We start from the raw sequence: 16,032 nt of genomic DNA, 5'->3' as shown, positions 1-16,032 counted from the left end.
AACGCTGAGCGAGCGCCGGAAGGGCCGGGCACCGAAGTGGCGGCCGGTCGCACGGGGAGGAATCGTGCGGCCGGCCGCCGTCCGGTGTCACGCCGAGTCGCGGACCACCAGGTGCGTGTCCACGATGACGCCGGTGGGCTCGGTCCGCTCGCCCCGGATCCGGGCGACCAGCAGCTGCACCATCTCCCGGCCCATCCGCTCGGTGGGCTGGTGGACGGAGGTCAGCGGCGGTTCGGCGCGCTGCGCGGCCGAGTCCTCGAACCCGATCACGGCCACGTCCCCGGGAATGCGCCGCCCCGCCTCCCGCAGCGTCCGCAGCGCCCCCATCGCCATGTTGTCGGAGGCGACGAACACCGCGTCCAGCTCGGGGTCGCGGGCCAGCAGCTCGCGCATGGCGGCCCGGCCGCCGGCCTCGCTGAAGTCCGCGGTGACCACCTGCTCGGGCAGGTCACCCAGCGCGGCGCGGTAGCCGTTGAGCCGGTCGATGCCCACCCCCATGTCCTGCGGCCCGGCGATCGTGGCGATCCGGCGGCGGCCCTGGGCCACCAGGTACTCCACCGCCTTGCGCGCCCCGCCCTCGTTGTCGGCGTCCACGTAGCTGACCCGCTCGGCGCCCACCCCCACCGGGCGGCCGCCCAGCACCGTCGGGACGCCGTGGTCGGCCAGCAGGCCCGGCAGCGGATCCTCGGCGTGCAGCGAGATCATCATCACCCCGTCCACGTGGTGGCCGGTCAGGTACTGTTCCAGCCGCTCGTGGTCCCTGGGCGTCTGGGCCAGGGTGAACATCAGCTGCAGCCCGGTCTCGTTGAGCGCCGAGCTGATGCCGCGGATGATGTCGGCGAAGTACGGCTCCTCGAACAGCCGCTGCTCGCCCTCCGACAGCACCAGCGCCACCGTGTCGGTCCGCCGGGTCACCAGCGTCCGGGCGGCCCGGTTGGGCACGTAGCCCAGTTCCTCGATCGCGGCCTGCACGGCCTGGCGGGCCTGCGCGCTCACCTTGGGCGAGCCGTTGATGACCCGGGACACCGTGCCGCGGCCGACCCCGGCCAGCGCCGCCACCTCCTCCAGGGTGGGGCGCGCCTGCGCACGCGAGCGTCTCACCCCCATCGACCCCTCACCGTCTTTCGGCCCCTTCACCCCTGTGACGCCGGTCAGCGGTGGTCCGGCAGTCCGCCCTGCCGGATCACTCGCGCGTACCATGCGGCGCTGGCCTTCGGTATCCGGCGTTGCGTCGCGTAGTCAACGTAGACCAGCCCGAAGCGCTTGGAGTATCCCCAGGCCCACTCGAAGTTGTCCAGCAGCGACCAGGTGAAGTACCCCTTGAGCGGAACGCCGTCGGCGATGGCCTCCTGGCAGGTCCGCAGGTGGGCGTCCAGGTAGGCGATCCGCTCGGGGTCCTGCACCGTCCCGTCGCCGTCCGGGGCGTCCTCGTACCCGGCGCCGTTCTCGGTGATGTAGAGCGGGACCGCCGGGTAGTCGCGGCACACCTGGTCGAGCACTTCCCGCAGCCCGTCGGGGTCGATCTCCCAGCCCATGCCGGTCACCGGCCGGCCCTGGCCCAGGAAGCGGACGTGCTCGGAGCCGACCCACGGCGACACTGAGGAGAACGGGGACGAGACGGCCTGGACGCCGTCGCCCGGCAGCCCCGACACCGTGTGCCGGGTGTAGTAGTTGATGCCCAGCAGGTCGTTGCGCCCGCCGATGACCTCCAGGTCGCCGTCCTGCACGCAGTCCTCGAAGCCGAACGGGGCCAGGTCGGCCAGCAGGTCGGCGGGGTAGCGGCCGTGCAGCAGCGCGTCCAGGAAGAACCGGTTCTGCAGGCCGTCGATGCGGCGGGCGGCGTCCAGGTCCTCGGGCGCGTCGGTGGCGGGCGTGACCGCGTACAGGTTGACCGCCGGGCCGATGCGGGTGTCGCGCCGCTGCCCGCGCATCGCCTCCAGCGCCAGGCCGTGGCCGAGCAGCAGGTGGTGTGCGGCGTACAGGGCGGCGGCCGGCTCCCGGCGGCCGGGGGCGTGCTCGCCGGAGGCGTACCCCAGGTAGGCCGCGCACCACGGCTCGTTGATCGTCATCCAGTTCCGCACCCGGTCGCCGAGCGCCCCGTGCACCAGCGCGGCGAACTCGGCGAACCGCAGGGCGGTGTCGCGCTCGGGCCAGCCGCCCCTGTCCTCCAGGGCCTGGGGCAGATCCCAGTGGTAGAGGGTCAGCCACGGCTCGATCCCGGCCGCGAGCAGCTCGTCCACCAGCCGGCTGTAGAAGTCCAGGCCGCGCCGGTCGGCCGCACCGGCCCCGGTCGGCTGGATGCGCGGCCACGACACCGAGAACCGGTAGGCGTTGAAGCCGAGATCGGCCATCAGCGCCACGTCCTCGCGGTAGCGGTGGTAGTGGTCGACGGCCTCGGCGGCGTTGTCCCCGCCGAGCACCGCGCCGGGGGTGTCGCAGAAGGTGTCCCAGACGGAACGGCCCCGGCCGTCCTCGGCCGCCGCGCCCTCGATCTGGTAGGCCGACGTGGCGGCGCCCCACCGGAAGTCCTGCGGGAACCGGGCGGCGGACCGCCCGCTCCGTTCGGTCTGCTGGTCTGCACTGAAAGCTGTCACGCCTTGACCGCGCCTTCCATGATCCCGCCGATGATCTGGCGGCTGAAGATGACGAAAACGATGAGCAGGGGGAGGGTGGCCACCGTGGTCCCGGCGAAGACCAGCGTGTAGTCCTGGAAGTAGGCGCTGTTGAGCTGCCGGATCGACAGCTGCACGGTGGGGTTGTCGGGGCTGAGCACGGCCAGCGGCCACATGAAGTCGTTCCAGGTCTGCATGAAGGTCAGCAGCGCCAGCACGCCGGCGGCCGGGCGCAGCGCGGGCAGCACGACGCTCCAGTAGATGCGGAACGTGGAGCAGCCGTCCACCCGGGCGGCCTCGATCAGCTCGTCCGGCACCGCCTGCTGGGTGTACTGGCGCATCATGAACACGCCGAAGCCGGTGATCAGGAACGGCAGGATGACCGACTGGAGCTCGCCCTGCCAGCCGAACCAGCCCATCATGATGTACAGCGGGATGATGCCCATCTGCACCGGGATCATCATCGTGGCGATCACCGTGAGCAGCAGCGCGTTCTTGCCGCGGAAGCGCAGCTTGGCGAACGCGAAGCCGGCCATCGTGGCGAACAGCACCGTGGAGACCGTCACCGAGGTCGCCACCACCGCCGAGTTGACCAGCCCCTTGGCGAAGCTGGCCTCCTCGGCGTCGAAGACCGCGCCGAGGTTCTTGCCGAGCTCGCCGCCCGGCAGCATCGGCGGCGGCACGTCGCCGACGATGTCGTTGCCCCGGGTGGCCACGATGATCATCCAGTAGACCGGGAAGACCGACAGCACCAGCGCGACGATCAGGGTGAGGTAGGTCAGCGGGCTGGCCTCCCACAGGCCGCGCATCCGCCCGGGCCGCCGGTGTGCGCGCGCGGCGCGCCGCGGCTCCCGCCCGCCCAGGTCCGGGCCCGCCACCAGGGTCATTTCACGCCTCCCATGCGCCGGACGAACATGAAGTTCAGCAACGAGAAGGCGATGATCAGCAGGAAGATCATCCAGGCCACGGCCGCGCCGTAGCCGTAGTCGTCGCTGGTGAAGGCGGAGTCGAACATGTACATGGCCACCGTCTGGAACTGGTGGGTGGATCCGCCGTCCATCCGCCCGTTGTCGAACAGCACCGGCTCGGTGAACAGCTGCAGCCCGCCGATGGTGGACACGATCGTGGTGAACAGGATGGTCGGCCGCAGCATCGGCACGGTGATCTGCCAGAACTGGCGGCGCCGGGAGGCCCCGTCGATGGCCGCGGCCTCGTACAGGTCGTGCGGGATGGCCTGCATGGCGGCCAGGAAGATCAGCGCGTTGTAGCCGGTCCACCGCCAGTCCACCATGATGGAGATGGCGATCCACGACCACCAGCGGTCGGACTGCCAGGAGATCGGGTCGATCCCGACCAGCCCGAACAGCCAGTTGACCAGGCCGTAGTCGGTGTCGAACAGCTGGGTGAAGACCACCGCCACCGCGACCGTCGAGGTGATCAGGGGGACCAGCGCCCCGACCCGGAACAGCGTGCTGGCCCGCAGCCGCCGGTTGAGCGCGTTGGCCAGCAGCAGCGCCAGCAGCAACTGCGGCACGGTGGCGATGGCGAACATGCCGAGCGTGTTGAGCACCGAGTTCAGGAAGTCGGAGTCGCTCATCAGGTCGGTGTAGTTGCGCAGCCCGACGTACTCGTCCTTGCCGCTGGCCAGCTCCCGGTCGCGCAGCGACATCCACAGCGTGAACAGCAGCGGGAAGGCGCCGAAGACGATGAACACCAGGTAGAACGGCGAGATGAGCGCATAGGGCGAGAACCTGACGTCCAGCCGCGACAGCCGGGCGCGCCAGGTGGCACGCGGTGGTGGGGGGCCGGGGACACCGGCCTTCGCCCGCCGCCGCGTGGGCGTCGGGCGTACGTCCAGACCCATGGGTCGTCCTTTCGGGGGTGTGGCGGGGGCGGCGCCGGGGGTCTTGCCGGGCGGGGGAGTGAGAGGCCCGGTCGGCGCCGCCCCGCTCCCCGGTCCGGCTTCTCGTGGGGACCGGACCGGGGAGTTCCGCGACGGCGGGGGCCGGGTGCCGGCCGCCGCCGTCCTGCCGTGCGGGGCTAGCGGGCGGCCTTCTTGGCCTCCTCGATCGCCCGGCCCCAGGCGTCACCGGGCTTGATCTTGCCCTCCGCGACGGCCACCAGGACGTTCTCCACGTTCTGCCGGACGTCCTCGTTCTTGGGCGCCAGGTAGACCGGCTTCACCTGGGAGGCCGCATCCCCGAAGATCTTGCCGACGGGGGCCTCGTTGAAGTACGCGTTCTTGGCCTCGGCCACCGCCGCGTCGGTGTAGAGCTTGGGCGAGGACGGGAAGGTGTTCTTGTCCTTGAAGGCGCCCAGCTGCCCGTCCGGGCTGGTCAGGAACTTGGCCAGCTCGGCGGCCTCCTTGGGGTGCTTGCTCTGCTTGGGCACCGCCAGCCAGGAGCCGCCCCAGTAGCCGGCGCCGCCCGGGATCCCGGCGACGTCCCACTTGCCCTTGCCGTAGTCGCCGGAGAACTCCTCGATGCCGCCGAGCATCCAGGCCGGGCACGGCACGGTGGCGAAGGTGTCGCGCTTGAGCGCGGTCTGCCACGGCGGGGTGAAGATCTGCATGTTGGCGGTCAGACCCGCCTGCTGGAACTTCAGGACGGTGTCGAAGGCGTTCCTGACGGCGGGGTTGCTGTCGAAGACCAGGTTGTTGCTCTTGTCGAAGTAGCTGTAGCCGGGGCCCTTGCCGGCCTCCTGGAGCACCGTGACGCGCAGCAGCGCCTGCGGCCCGTCCACGAACTTGGTCTTGGGCATCTTGCCCTGGAAGTTCTGGCCGGTCTTCAGGAAGTCGTCCCAGGTCGGCCAGAGCTCGGTGACCTTGTCGCGCTCGGTGGGCAGCCCGGCCTTCTCGAACAGGTCCTTGCGGTAGCACATGCCCAGCGGGCCGATGTCGGTGCCGAGGGCCATCAGCTGCTTGCCGTCCGGGCTCAGGCCCATCTGCCACTTCCACGGCAGGAAGTTCTGCTCCAGCGAGGCGCCGCCGTGGTCGAAGAGGTTGACGAACTTGGCGCGCTGCTCCATGTAGGTGGGCAGCAGGCCCTCCTCCAGGGCGACCACGTCGCCGGCACCCTTGCCCGTGCCGATCCACTGCTGCAGGCGGGGCTTGAAGGTGTCGAGGTCCGCCACCTTGCGGGAGTTGATCTTGATGCCCGGGTGCGACGCCTCGTACTGCTTGAACAACTGGTCGTAGCCGAACTCGCCGAAGGTGTCGACGGTGAGCGTGATCGTGCCGTCGGCGCTGCCGCCGTCGTCGTCACCACCGCCGCAGGCGGTGCCGGCGACCAGGACGCCGGCCAGTACCGCCGCCAGGCCGGCCAGCCCGCGTCGTCTCCGTGAACCCATTGCGGACCCCTCTCAGGTCTTTCACGTGCGGACGGGTGGGTGGAAGGTCGGGCGCCGTCCGTCGCCCGGTCGAATGTGGGAGCGCTCCCACGAAGGAAAGACGGTGACCTGGCTCACTGTCAATGTCTCGAAACACAACCGTTACCTGGCGCGTCCGCGCGCCGGGCGCCGGCGGACGCCCCCGGCACCGTCATCGGCGCAGGTCAGCGTAGGCCGGCTCTGCTCCGGCCGGGGCCGGGGGTGGTTCAGCGCAGCACCGGATCGACCCGGTGGCCGTCCCTGCCGAAGATCAGCACCCGTTCGAGGTCGACGGCCAGGTGCACGTGCGAGCCCTGGCCGTAGCCGTCCCGCGAGTGCAGTCGCGCCAGCAGTTCGGCCCGGCGGTGCGAGCCGACGTGCGGGGCCGGCTCCGGCCCGGCCGCCTCGCGCCGGCCGCCGCGCAGCAGCGACAGCGCCCGGCCCGCCATGCCGCCGGACGACCGGCCGGCCGCGGCCGGCTCGGGCCGCACCCGCCTGCCCACCTCGGCGGCGTCCACCACCGTGACGCCGGCGTCGATGTGGGCCAGCCACTCGTGCCCGTGGTACTCCAGCGTGCGGATGCCGCCCGACAGCACCGGCCCCAGATGCGGGTCGCCAGTGGGCCGCAGCGCGTCGGAGCGGATGCCCAGGATGACCGTGGCGGCGTGGTGCCCGGCGACGTGCTCGGCGCGCGGGTCGGTCCACGGGATCACCAGCCGCTGTGTGCCCAGGTGCAGCACGACGCCCTCGCCGGGCACCGCCTCCGGCACGGCGGCCAGCAGGTTGATCTGGGGCGCGCCCAGGAACCCGGCGACGAACGCCGTCGCCGGGCTCTCGTAGATCTGCGGCGGGGTGCCCACGTCCTCCAGGAACCCGTCGCGCAGCACCGCGATCCGGTCGGCCAGGGTCAGCGCCTCGACTTGGTCGTGGGTGACGTACAGGGTGGTGACGCCCAGCCCGCGCACCAGCCCGCCGATCTCCACCCGCAGGTCGGTGCGCAGCGCCGCGTCCAGGTTGGACAGCGGTTCGTCCATCAGGAAGACCGCGGGCTCGCGGATGATGGCCCGGCCCATCGCCACCCGCTGCCGCTGCCCGCCCGACAGGGTGCCGGGCAGCCGGTCCAGGGTCGGGTCGATGCCCAGCGCGCGGGCCATCTCCACCACCCGTGCCGACGCCTCGGCTTGGTCGGCCCTGGCGATTTCCAGCGGGAACCCGATGTTGTCGCGCACCGTGCGGTGCGGGTACAGCGCCCCGTTCTGGAACACCATGGCCACGTTGCGCTCGCGCGGGGTCAGCTCGTTGGCCAGCCGGCCGTCCAGCCACAGCCCGCCGGTGGTGATCTCCTCCAGCCCGGCGACCATCCGCAGCGTGGTGGACTTGCCGCAGCCGGACGGTCCGAGCAGCACGAAGAACTCACCGTCGGCGATCTCCAGCGAGAGGTCGGCGACGGCGCGCTGACCTCCCGGATAGACCTTGCTGACCGAATCCAGCACGACTGCGGACATCTGTTGTTCCCTCTGCGGCCTGGCCCCCGATGTGTGACGTGAACCACAAGTACAGCCTTGTGTCACGACATTGTCTAGCCCATCGCTCTTGACAACCCGGGCAAGGGAAGGGAGGCTCCCATGTGGGAGCGCTCCCATCTATGGTGGAGGGAGCAGCCGCGTGATCACAGCACGCCGTCGCGGCGCCCTGGCACGCCTGCGCATGGGCCTGGGCACCGGGTCGGCCCTGCTGTCCAGCGAGCCCTCGTGTGGGTAGCGGCCGGGCGAGTCCGACGGCCAGTACCCGCGCGGCATCGCCGGGCCGCAGGGCCCCGAGTACGGCATCGTCGATCCGGCCGCGGGCGAGTGGTGGCCGGAGTGTGCCCTCGGGCCGGCGCAACGGGCCGTGCCTCCCTTTCACTGATCCGCTCGGGGGCTCCGGGGACGCGGCCCGGCCGGCCGCGTCCCCGAAGGACCCCGCACGGAGGCGAGCAGGGCGTGGCCGGGCGAGCGGTCGAGTCGGTGCCGGGCGGGCGGCGTCCCGCCCGCGTCGGTGATCCAGATGGCGATCTCGTCGGGCGAGTGCAGACGGCCCCCCTGGGTGTGCAGGAGGTTCAGCTCGAAGGCGCGGGTGAAGGCGGCGCCGGCGACTCCCTCCCGCTCGCCGGGGAAGCGGTCGAGGATCAGCAGGAGCCCGCCGGGCCGCAGCGAGGCGACCGCGTCGCGGACCAGCGCGCGGGCCCGGCCGGTGGGAAAGCCGTGCAGCAGGTTGAACATCAGCACGCAGTCCTGGTCGCGCTCGGCCCAGCCCGCCAGCAGGTCGCCGTGCCGCAGCGTGACCCGCTCGGGCAGGGGCTCGGGTCGTGCGGACGGCAGGTCCACGATGGTCGCGCGCAGGCCGGGGTAGCGGTCGCAGTAGGCCGCGGTGTACCGGGCGTGCCCGCCGCCGAGGTCGAGCAGGCGGGCGGCGCCCGGCGGGAGCGGTACCGCGTCGACGATCTCCTCGGCGAGCCATCCGGCCTGTGCCCGCAGCAGGTTCCGGAAGCGTTCGAGGGTGTCCGGGTGCTCGGGCAGCCAAGCGTAGAAGTCGGCGGCCCGCTCGCCGTGGCGGATCGTGTGCTCCAGCCCACCCCACAGCCCGGTGATCACGTCGTGCCAGAAGCGGAGGGTGCCGCCGTAACCGTCGGTCAGTGCCCGCCCGGCGAGGCCGTTGCGATATCCCTTCGTGGCGCGTTCCAGGTATCCGGTGGCGGCGAGCACCTCCAGCAGCACCCCGAGCGCGTCCGGGGCGGCATCCAGTTCGGCGGCGAGGGCGGCGGCGGTGCGCGGCCCGGCGGCCAGGGCGTCAAAGACGCCGAGCGCCACCCCAGCGGCGGCGGCGTGGAAGGCCATGGCGGCGATGACGTCCAGATGCGGGGCCGGCAGCTCTCCCGTCTCCAGGAAGCGGCGGGCCTCGTCGGGCGGCAGGTGGACAGGCATTCGGCTCCTCAGGCGGTGGTGACGACGGGATCGGTGCGGTGGCCGGGGTCGGGCCGGGCCTCCAGGTCGCGCAGTGACGGCAGGGCGCGCGCGACGACGGCGAGGGCGATCATCAGCGCCCCGCAGACCAGGAACAGCAGCGCGATGCCGCGCCCCGGGCCGGTGCCGACCAGCGGGCCCAGGCCGGCCCCCGGCCCGCCGGGGGACATCAGCGGTTCCGTCACGTGCTCGGCCAGCGGGCCGGCAGTCATGTAGGCCAAGGGCATCGCGCACTGGCCGAGCGTGCGGGCGGCGGCCAGGACCCGGCCCATCGCCGCCGGGTCGGTCGCCGACTGCAGGATCGTCATCACCGTCCCGTTCACCACCGGCAGCGTGAACAGGAAGGTCGGCGCGGCGACGGCGATCAGCGCGACGGACGGCCGCGGGGCGTGCAGGGCGAGCGCCCCGCCGCCGAGCGCCATGAACAGGCAGATGCCCCGCACCCGGCGGCGCGGCCCGCCCCAGGCGCCCATGACCAGGCTGCCGGTGAAGATGCCGCAGCCGCCGGCGAACACCAGGGCGCCCAGCGTGGCGGGGGAGGAGAACGACAGGATCAGCGGCCGGATGAGCACGCCCGCGACGCCGAACAGGAAGTTGAAGGCGGCGAAGACGAGCAGCAGGTGCCACAGCCCGCGCCGCCGCCGCAGCCAGGTCAGCCCGAAGGCCAGGTCGGCGACCGGCGCGGGCCGCTCGGCGGCGCCGTCCGGCCTGGTGGCCGAGCGCGGCAGCCGCACCAACAGGACCGTGACGGTGGCCACCGCGAAGGTGGCCAGGTCGATGAGCAGGACGCCCCGCACGCCGACGGTCACCAGCAGGGCGCCGGCCACCACCGGCGCGGCGATCTGCAACCCCCAGGCGGTCTGCATCAGCCCGTTGGCCCGGCCCAGGTGCCGGCGGGGGATCAGCGCCGGCGTCAGCGCCTGGTGGACGGTCAGGTGGAAGGTGCCGCAGACCGCGGTCACCGCCGTCACGGCGTACACGTGCCAGACCGCCAGCTCGCCCGCCGAGACCAGCACGGCCAGCAGCACCGTGCACAGCGCCGCGCCGCAGTCGGCGGCGATCAGCACCCGCCGCCGGTCGAACCGGTCGGCGACCGAGCCGGCGACCGGCCCGGCCAGGATGCCCGGCAGCGTCGAGCACAGCATGGTGACGGCGAAGCGGGTCTCCGAGCCGGTCTGCTCGTACACCCAGACGCTCAGCACGAAGGCGGTCAGGCTGGACCCGATCACCGAGATCAGCTCGGCGAGCCAGATCCACCCGAAGCGGGCCAGCCCGGCCGGGGCGCTCACCGCCGCTCCCGCGCGTCGGTGACCCGGGCGGCCAGGCCGGCGAGGTCGGCGGCCTCGAACAGGGTGCGCAGCGGTATCGCCACCGCCAGTTCCCGTTCGATCGCCCGGCGCACCCGGGCGGCGATCAGTGAGGTGCCGCCCAGGGCGAAGAAGTTGTCGGTGCGCCCGACCCGGGGAACCCGCAGCACCTGGCGCCAGAGCCCGGCCAGTGCCTGCTGCGCGTCCGGTCCGGCGGGTTCACGCGCGTCGTCATCGGGGGTGGTGCGTGACACGTGCGGCTCCTTGCAAGGAGTTTCCGGTCGGCGTGCACCCAATATCCCCAGCCGCCGCCTGATCGGCAAGGGTTTTCGTAAAGTTTATGAAACTTCTTGCAAGAGGCTTCAGCGCGGGGCCGCCCCGGTGGAACCGCGCACGATCAACTCCGGCCGGAACACCAGCTCGATGCCCCGGGACGCCCCGCCGTGCATCGCCTCCAGCAGCGTGTCCACGGCCGCCATCGCCATCGCCGTCACCGGCTGGCGCACCGTGGTCAGCGGCGGATCGGTGAACGCCACCAGCGGCGAGTCGTCGTAGCCGGTCACCGACACGTCCGCGGGCACCCGCAGCCCCCGGCTGCGCGCCGCCCTGATCGCCCCCAGCGCCATCAGGTCGCTGCCGCACACGACAGCGGTGCACCCCCGGTCCAGCAGTGCCGCCGCGGCGGCCTGCCCGCCCTCCACCGAGAACAGGGTGTGCTCGATCAGCTCCTCCACCGACGTCAGGCCCAGCAGGTCGGCCATCGCCGTGCGGAACCCCTCCACCTTGCGCAGCGCCGGCAGGTAACGACGCTGCCCGACGGCCAGCCCGATCTGCCGGTGTCCCAGGTCCGCCAGGTGCGAGACCGCCAGCCGGGCCGCCAGCCGGTCGTCGGTCGACAGCGCCGGCGCCCCGGTTTCGGGCTTGTGCCCGTTGATCATGACGATCGGGATTCCCTTGCCCAGCAGCCGCGCGTAGCGCTCGGCCGAGGCGCCCACGTCCGAGTGCAGCCCGGACACGAACACGATGCCCTGGGCGCCCCGCTCGACCAACTGGTCGACGAACTCGTCCTCCGAGGCCCCGCCGGGCACCTGGGTGCACAGGATCGTGGTGTGCCCGTGCTGGGCCAGCGACCGCTCGATCGCCTGGGCGAAGGCCGGGAAGATCGGGTTGTCCAGCTCAGGGGTGATCAGCCCGACCAGCCCCTGGGGCCGTTGCGCGGGCCGCGCCGGACGCTGATAACCGAGCACGTCCAGTGCCCCGAGCACCGCCTGCCGCTTGGCCGCCGACACGCCGGGCTTGCCGTTGAGCACCCTGCTGACGGTCGCCTCGCTGACTCCCGCATGCACAGCGATGTCCGAAAGCCGAGCTGACCCCATACCTGTCGACTTTACGGCAGCTCATCAGCCCGTGCGGACTCGTGGCGTCCGCCGCGGATCGGCGACGGCGCCGGCGGCGACCTCCGCCAGGCCCTCGGCGAGCCGTTCGGCGACGGACGGGGCGTACCCGTAGGTGTTGTAGACGATCGCGGCCGCCAGTGAGCCGTCCCGGCGCTCCTCCACCACCAGCGTCGGCGCGCTCAGGTCGGAGTGGCCCGGCGGCGCCGGCCAGTCCAGCTCCTCCGGGTCGCGCGGCAGCGGGAACGGGCCGGAGTCCAGCCCCGGGAAGGAGGGCCCGTCACCCCAGCTCTCGTAGTGGACCCGGGACGGGTAGGGCAACCTCGGACGCCACAGGTGGTAGGGGTGGAACTGGTGCTCGACGGCGCCCAGCACCACCGCCCTGACCCGGTCGAGCAACTCGTCGAAACCCGGTTCGCCCCCCGCGTTCACCCGCAGGTACAGCGACTGCACCAGGCAGCCCACCACCGACTCGTGCTCGGGCGCCGTCCGTCCCGGCACCGGCGACATCAGCAGCAGGTCGTCCACCCCGGTCCAGCCCGCCAGCAGCGCCGCCCAGCAGGCCGTCACCGCCATGAACGGGGTCGCCGCACGCTCCCGGGCCACCTCGCGCAACCCGCCTCCCAACTCCGCGTCCAGCTCGAACCAGTGGAACGCGCGGCGGAAGCGCGGCGCGTCCCGGCGCCCGGGGAACGGCGACACCGTGCCCGGCGCGCCCGCCAGCACCGTCTCCCAGTACTCCTGGTTGCGAGCCCACTGCCGCCGGGTCCACGAGCAGTACTGCGAGTACGTCAGAGCGAGGGGGCGCAGCGGGTCCGGCCGGCCGGCCCGCAGCGCCGAGTAGACCACCCCGAGCTCCCGCAGCAGCACCCCCATCGACCAGCCGTCGAAGACGAAGTGGTGCACCGACAGCACCATGACCTGGTCACCCGGTCCGAGGCGGATCACCAGGGCGCGCACCAGCGGCCCCCGGGTGACGTCGGACATCCGCATGCGCTCCCGCGCGGCCAGCGCGCGGGCGTCGGCCTCCCGCACCGCGAGATCGTCACCGACCGCCCGCACCTCGGCGACCTCGGGCTCGCACAGGTCCGCGATCGACACCGCCAGGGCGCCGTCGGCCGGAGCGCACACGGTGCGCAGGGCCTCGTGGCGTTCGGCCAGGACGCCGAGCGCCCGCGACAGCACCGCCACGTCGAGTTCCTCGCGGACGCGGACGGCCACGCTGACCGAGCCGACGTCGCGGACCGGCTCGGTCTCGAACATCCAGGTCAGGAAGTCCTCCTGCTGGGTGCTCAGCGGCGGCCCCCCGACGGCGTCCGGCACCGGAGGGCCGTCCGGCCCCCTGGCCGGCCCCGCCTCCCGGAGCCAGCGGAGCTGCCCGGCGAAACCGGGCCGGTTGAGAGCCAGGGCCGGCGGGGCGGCGACCCCCAGCCGCTCGGTCACCAGGGCGGCCAGTTTGGCGGCCTGGAAGGAGTCACCGCCGAGTTCGAAGAAGTCGTCGTCGGGGGCCACCGAGGGCACGCGCAGCACCTGCCGCCAGATGGCGGCCAGCGCCTGCTCGGTGGACCCGGGGGTACGGGCAGGGGGCATCAGCGCCTCCACAGGCAGAACGGACCGGGGGCAGGCCGCCGCTCAGGCGTCGGCGACGGTCCGCAGCTTGGCGGGAGCCGGGGCGGTGGAGCGGCGGACCACCAGTTCGGGCCGGTAGAGCAGCTCGGTGCGCGGCGCCTTGGTGCCGCCGATCTCCTCCAGCAGACTGCCCACCGCCGCCAGCCCCATCTCCCGGACGGGCTGGCGGACGGTGGTGAGCGGCGGATCGAGGTAGGCGGTCATCGGGGAGTCGTCGAACCCCACCACCGACACGTCCTCGGGCACCCGCAGATGACGCTGGCGCGCCCCCCGGATAGCCCCGATGGCAATGATGTCGCTGCCGCAGCAGATCGCCGTGCAACCGCGGTCGATCAGCTCCTGCGCGGCGGCCTGCCCGCCCTCCACGGTGAACAGCGTGTTGACGATGAGGTCGTCCACGTCGGTCATCCGCAGGTGCTCGGCCATGCCCTTGCGGAAGCCCTCGGTCTTGCGGATGGAGGGCACGAACCGCTCCTGCCCGACCGCCAGCCCGATCCGCCGGTGCCCCAGCGAGGCCAGATGGCCCACCGCCATCTCCAGCGAGGCGGTGTCGTCGTTGGAGATGTAGGGCGCGGTGATGTCGGAGCGGTACCCGTTGATCAGCACGATCGGCAGGCCGCGGTCGATCAGCCGCATATAGCGGGCGCGGTCGGAGCGGGAGTCGGCGTGCAGCCCGTTGACGAAGATGATCCCCGAGACCCCGCGCTCCATCAGCAGCTCGGTGTAGTCGTCCTCGGTGATGCCGCCGGGGGTCTGGGTGCACAGCACCGCCGTGTACCCGGCCAACGCCAGCGCGTTCTCGATGACCTGGGCGAACGCCGGGAAGATCGGGTTGGTCAGCTCCGGCACGATCAGCCCGATCAACCCGGCCCGCTGCTGGCGCAGCCGGGCCGGGCGCTCGTAGCCGAGCACGTCGAGCGCGGTCAGGACGGCCTGACGGGTCGCCGGGGCCACCCCCGGCTTGCCGTTGAGCACCCGGCTGACGGTCGCCTCGCTGACCCCGGCGTGATTGGCGATGTCGGCCAGGCGCATGGTCACGGCCATGAATCTACTCTCTCCCCGCGCTGTCGGCTGCCGCGCCGTCCCACCATACGGCGGTGTCGGGGGGCAGCACGAGGCAATCGCCGTCCGGCCTGACCGGCCCGCTGGCCAGCAGCGGGCGGCCGTAGACGGGGACCCGCACCGTGCGGTCGCTCATGTTGACCGCGCAGGTGAGCGAACCGGTCCCGGCCTCGCCCCCGGCGGGGTCACGGGAGAACACCAGCGTCCCGGGCGGGCCGACCAGCCAGCGCAGCGGGCCGTCGCCCAGCGCCGGGTGCGCGCGCCGGATCTGCAGCGCCCGCCGGTACAGCGACAGCGTCGAGTCGGGGTCGGCCGCCTGCCGCTCCACGGTCAGCTCCCGCCAGTGCTCCGGCATGGGCAGCCAGCTCTCGCCGCCCGGCCCGAACCCGAACGGCGGCTCGTCGCCGGACCAGGGGATCGGCACCCGGCAGCCGTCGCGGCCCGACTCGGGGTCGCGGGCCCGCTGCGGGTCCAGCCGGTACTCGGCTGGCAGGTCCAGCACCTCGGCCAGGCCCAGCTCCTCGCCCTGGTAGACGTAGGCCGACCCGGGCAGCGCCAGCATCAGCAGCGCGGCGGCGCGGGCCCGCCGCAGCCCCAGGTCGCCGCCGCCGTACCGGGTGACGTGCCGCTTGACGTCGTGGTTGGACAGCACCCAGGTGGTCGGCGCGCCGACCAGCCCGGTGGTGCGCAGCGACTCGTCGATCACCTCGCGCTTGGCGCGGTGGTCCCAGTCGGCGGTCAGGTAGTGGAAGTTGAACGCCTGGTGCAGCTCGTCGGGCCGCACGTAGCGGGCCAGCCGCTCGGGCGTGGGCGCCCACGCCTCGGCCACCCCGATGCGCTCGCCGGGGTAGGAGTCCAGCAGCCGCCGCCAGGACCGGTGGATCTCGTGCACCCCGTCCTGGTCGAAGTAGGGCAGGATGTTGCGGCCCAGCATGGTGACCTGGCCCTGCCATCCGACGTCGGGCAGCCCCTCGGCCTTGACCATGCCGTGCGCCACGTCTATCCGGAAGCCGTCCACCCCGATGTCCAGCCAGAAGCGCAGGATGTCGGCGAACTCGGCGGGGACCTCGGGGTTGTTCCAGTTGAGGTCCGGCTGCTCGGGGGCGAACAGGTGCAGGTACCACTGCCCGTCGGGCACCCGCGTCCAGGCCGGGCCGCCGAACACCGACTCCCAGTCGTTGGGCGGCAGCGAGCCGTCGGTGCCGCGGCCGTCCCGGAAGAAGTAGCGGTCGCGGGCCGGGCTGCCGGGCGCGGCCTCCAGCGCCTCCCGGAACCACAGGTGCTGGTCGGAGGTGTGGTTGGGGACGATGTCCACGATGATCCGCAGACCATGCCCGTGCGCCTGGCGGACCAGCTCCCGGGCGTCGTCCAGGGAGCCGAAGATAGGGTCCACGTCGCGGTAGTCGGCGACGTCGTAGCCGAAGTCGGCCATCGGCGAGGTGTAGAACGGGGTGATCCACAGGGCGTCCACGCCCAGCTCCGCCAGGTACGGCAGTCGGCTGCGGATGCCCGCCAGGTCGCCGATCCCGTCGCCGTCGGAGTCTGCGAAGCTGCGCACGTAGACCTGGTAGATCACCGCGTCCCGCCACCAGCGGGAGGTCGCCCCGGAGGTGGCCGGGGCCTGGTCGGAGACGTCGACGATGTGCTGCGTCATCGGTTT

At 72.7% G+C, this 16,032-nt stretch carries 13 protein-coding genes; all 13 read right to left on the bottom strand.

Going from position 1 to position 16,032, the window contains the following annotated elements; genetic code table 11:
- Positions 1-87: 87 nt before the first annotated feature.
- The 13 genes from C4U03_RS08850 to C4U03_RS08785 all read right to left on the bottom strand — a co-directional run bounded on the left by C4U03_RS08850 (position 88) and on the right by C4U03_RS08785 (position 16,026).
- On the bottom strand, positions 88-1,107 hold the full coding sequence (locus C4U03_RS08850) for a LacI family DNA-binding transcriptional regulator (RefSeq protein ID WP_103937197.1): 1,020 nt from the start codon (positions 1,105-1,107) through the stop codon (positions 88-90).
- Positions 1,108-1,151: 44 nt separating this feature from the next.
- Positions 1,152-2,594: a GH1 family beta-glucosidase gene (locus tag C4U03_RS08845; RefSeq protein ID WP_103937196.1), complete on the bottom strand. Its 1,443-nt coding sequence runs from the start codon at positions 2,592-2,594 to the stop codon at positions 1,152-1,154.
- Positions 2,591-3,499 (bottom strand): carbohydrate ABC transporter permease, encoded by a 909-nt coding sequence (locus tag C4U03_RS08840; protein ID WP_200827146.1) that lies wholly within the window; start codon positions 3,497-3,499, stop codon positions 2,591-2,593. The genes C4U03_RS08845 and C4U03_RS08840 overlap by 4 nt, the downstream gene beginning before the upstream one ends.
- Positions 3,496-4,476, bottom strand: coding sequence for a carbohydrate ABC transporter permease (locus tag C4U03_RS08835; RefSeq protein WP_103937195.1), 981 nt, complete (start codon positions 4,474-4,476; stop codon positions 3,496-3,498). Before C4U03_RS08835 ends, C4U03_RS08840 begins: the two co-directional genes overlap by 4 nt.
- 176 nt (positions 4,477-4,652) lie before the next feature.
- On the bottom strand, positions 4,653-5,960 hold the full coding sequence (locus C4U03_RS08830; protein WP_103937194.1) for an ABC transporter substrate-binding protein: 1,308 nt from the start codon (positions 5,958-5,960) through the stop codon (positions 4,653-4,655).
- A 245-nt stretch (positions 5,961-6,205) separates the two neighbouring features.
- On the bottom strand, positions 6,206-7,483 hold the full coding sequence (locus tag C4U03_RS08825) for an ABC transporter ATP-binding protein (protein WP_103937193.1): 1,278 nt from the start codon (positions 7,481-7,483) through the stop codon (positions 6,206-6,208).
- 396 nt (positions 7,484-7,879) lie between these two features.
- Positions 7,880-8,941 (bottom strand): SAM-dependent methyltransferase, encoded by a 1,062-nt coding sequence (locus C4U03_RS08815; RefSeq protein WP_103937192.1) that lies wholly within the window; start codon positions 8,939-8,941, stop codon positions 7,880-7,882.
- 8 nt (positions 8,942-8,949) lie between these two features.
- Positions 8,950-10,269, bottom strand: coding sequence for an MFS transporter (locus C4U03_RS08810; RefSeq protein WP_103937191.1), 1,320 nt, complete (start codon positions 10,267-10,269; stop codon positions 8,950-8,952).
- Complete coding sequence (locus tag C4U03_RS08805) at positions 10,266-10,541, bottom strand: phosphopantetheine-binding protein (protein WP_160146932.1); 276 nt, start codon at positions 10,539-10,541, stop codon at positions 10,266-10,268. Before C4U03_RS08805 ends, C4U03_RS08810 begins: the two co-directional genes overlap by 4 nt.
- A gap of 108 nt (positions 10,542-10,649) precedes the next feature.
- Positions 10,650-11,663, bottom strand: a complete 1,014-nt coding sequence (locus C4U03_RS08800) for a LacI family DNA-binding transcriptional regulator (protein ID WP_103937189.1) — start codon at positions 11,661-11,663, stop codon at positions 10,650-10,652.
- 24 nt (positions 11,664-11,687) lie between these two features.
- The gene (locus C4U03_RS08795) at positions 11,688-13,271 is read right to left on the bottom strand and encodes a condensation domain-containing protein (protein ID WP_103937448.1); all 1,584 of its coding nucleotides are present in this window, start codon (positions 13,269-13,271) and stop codon (positions 11,688-11,690) included.
- 42 nt (positions 13,272-13,313) lie between these two features.
- Complete coding sequence (locus C4U03_RS08790; protein ID WP_103937188.1) at positions 13,314-14,354, bottom strand: LacI family DNA-binding transcriptional regulator; 1,041 nt, start codon at positions 14,352-14,354, stop codon at positions 13,314-13,316.
- Between the two features lie 4 nt (positions 14,355-14,358).
- Positions 14,359-16,026, bottom strand: coding sequence for a glycoside hydrolase family 13 protein (locus C4U03_RS08785; RefSeq protein ID WP_103937187.1), 1,668 nt, complete (start codon positions 16,024-16,026; stop codon positions 14,359-14,361).
- Between the last annotated feature and the right edge of the window lie 6 nt (positions 16,027-16,032).

Source organism: Thermomonospora echinospora (assembly GCF_900108175.1).
GTDB lineage: Bacteria > Actinomycetota > Actinomycetes > Streptosporangiales > Streptosporangiaceae > Thermomonospora > Thermomonospora echinospora.
This window is presented reverse-complemented; position numbering and strand designations above follow the sequence as displayed.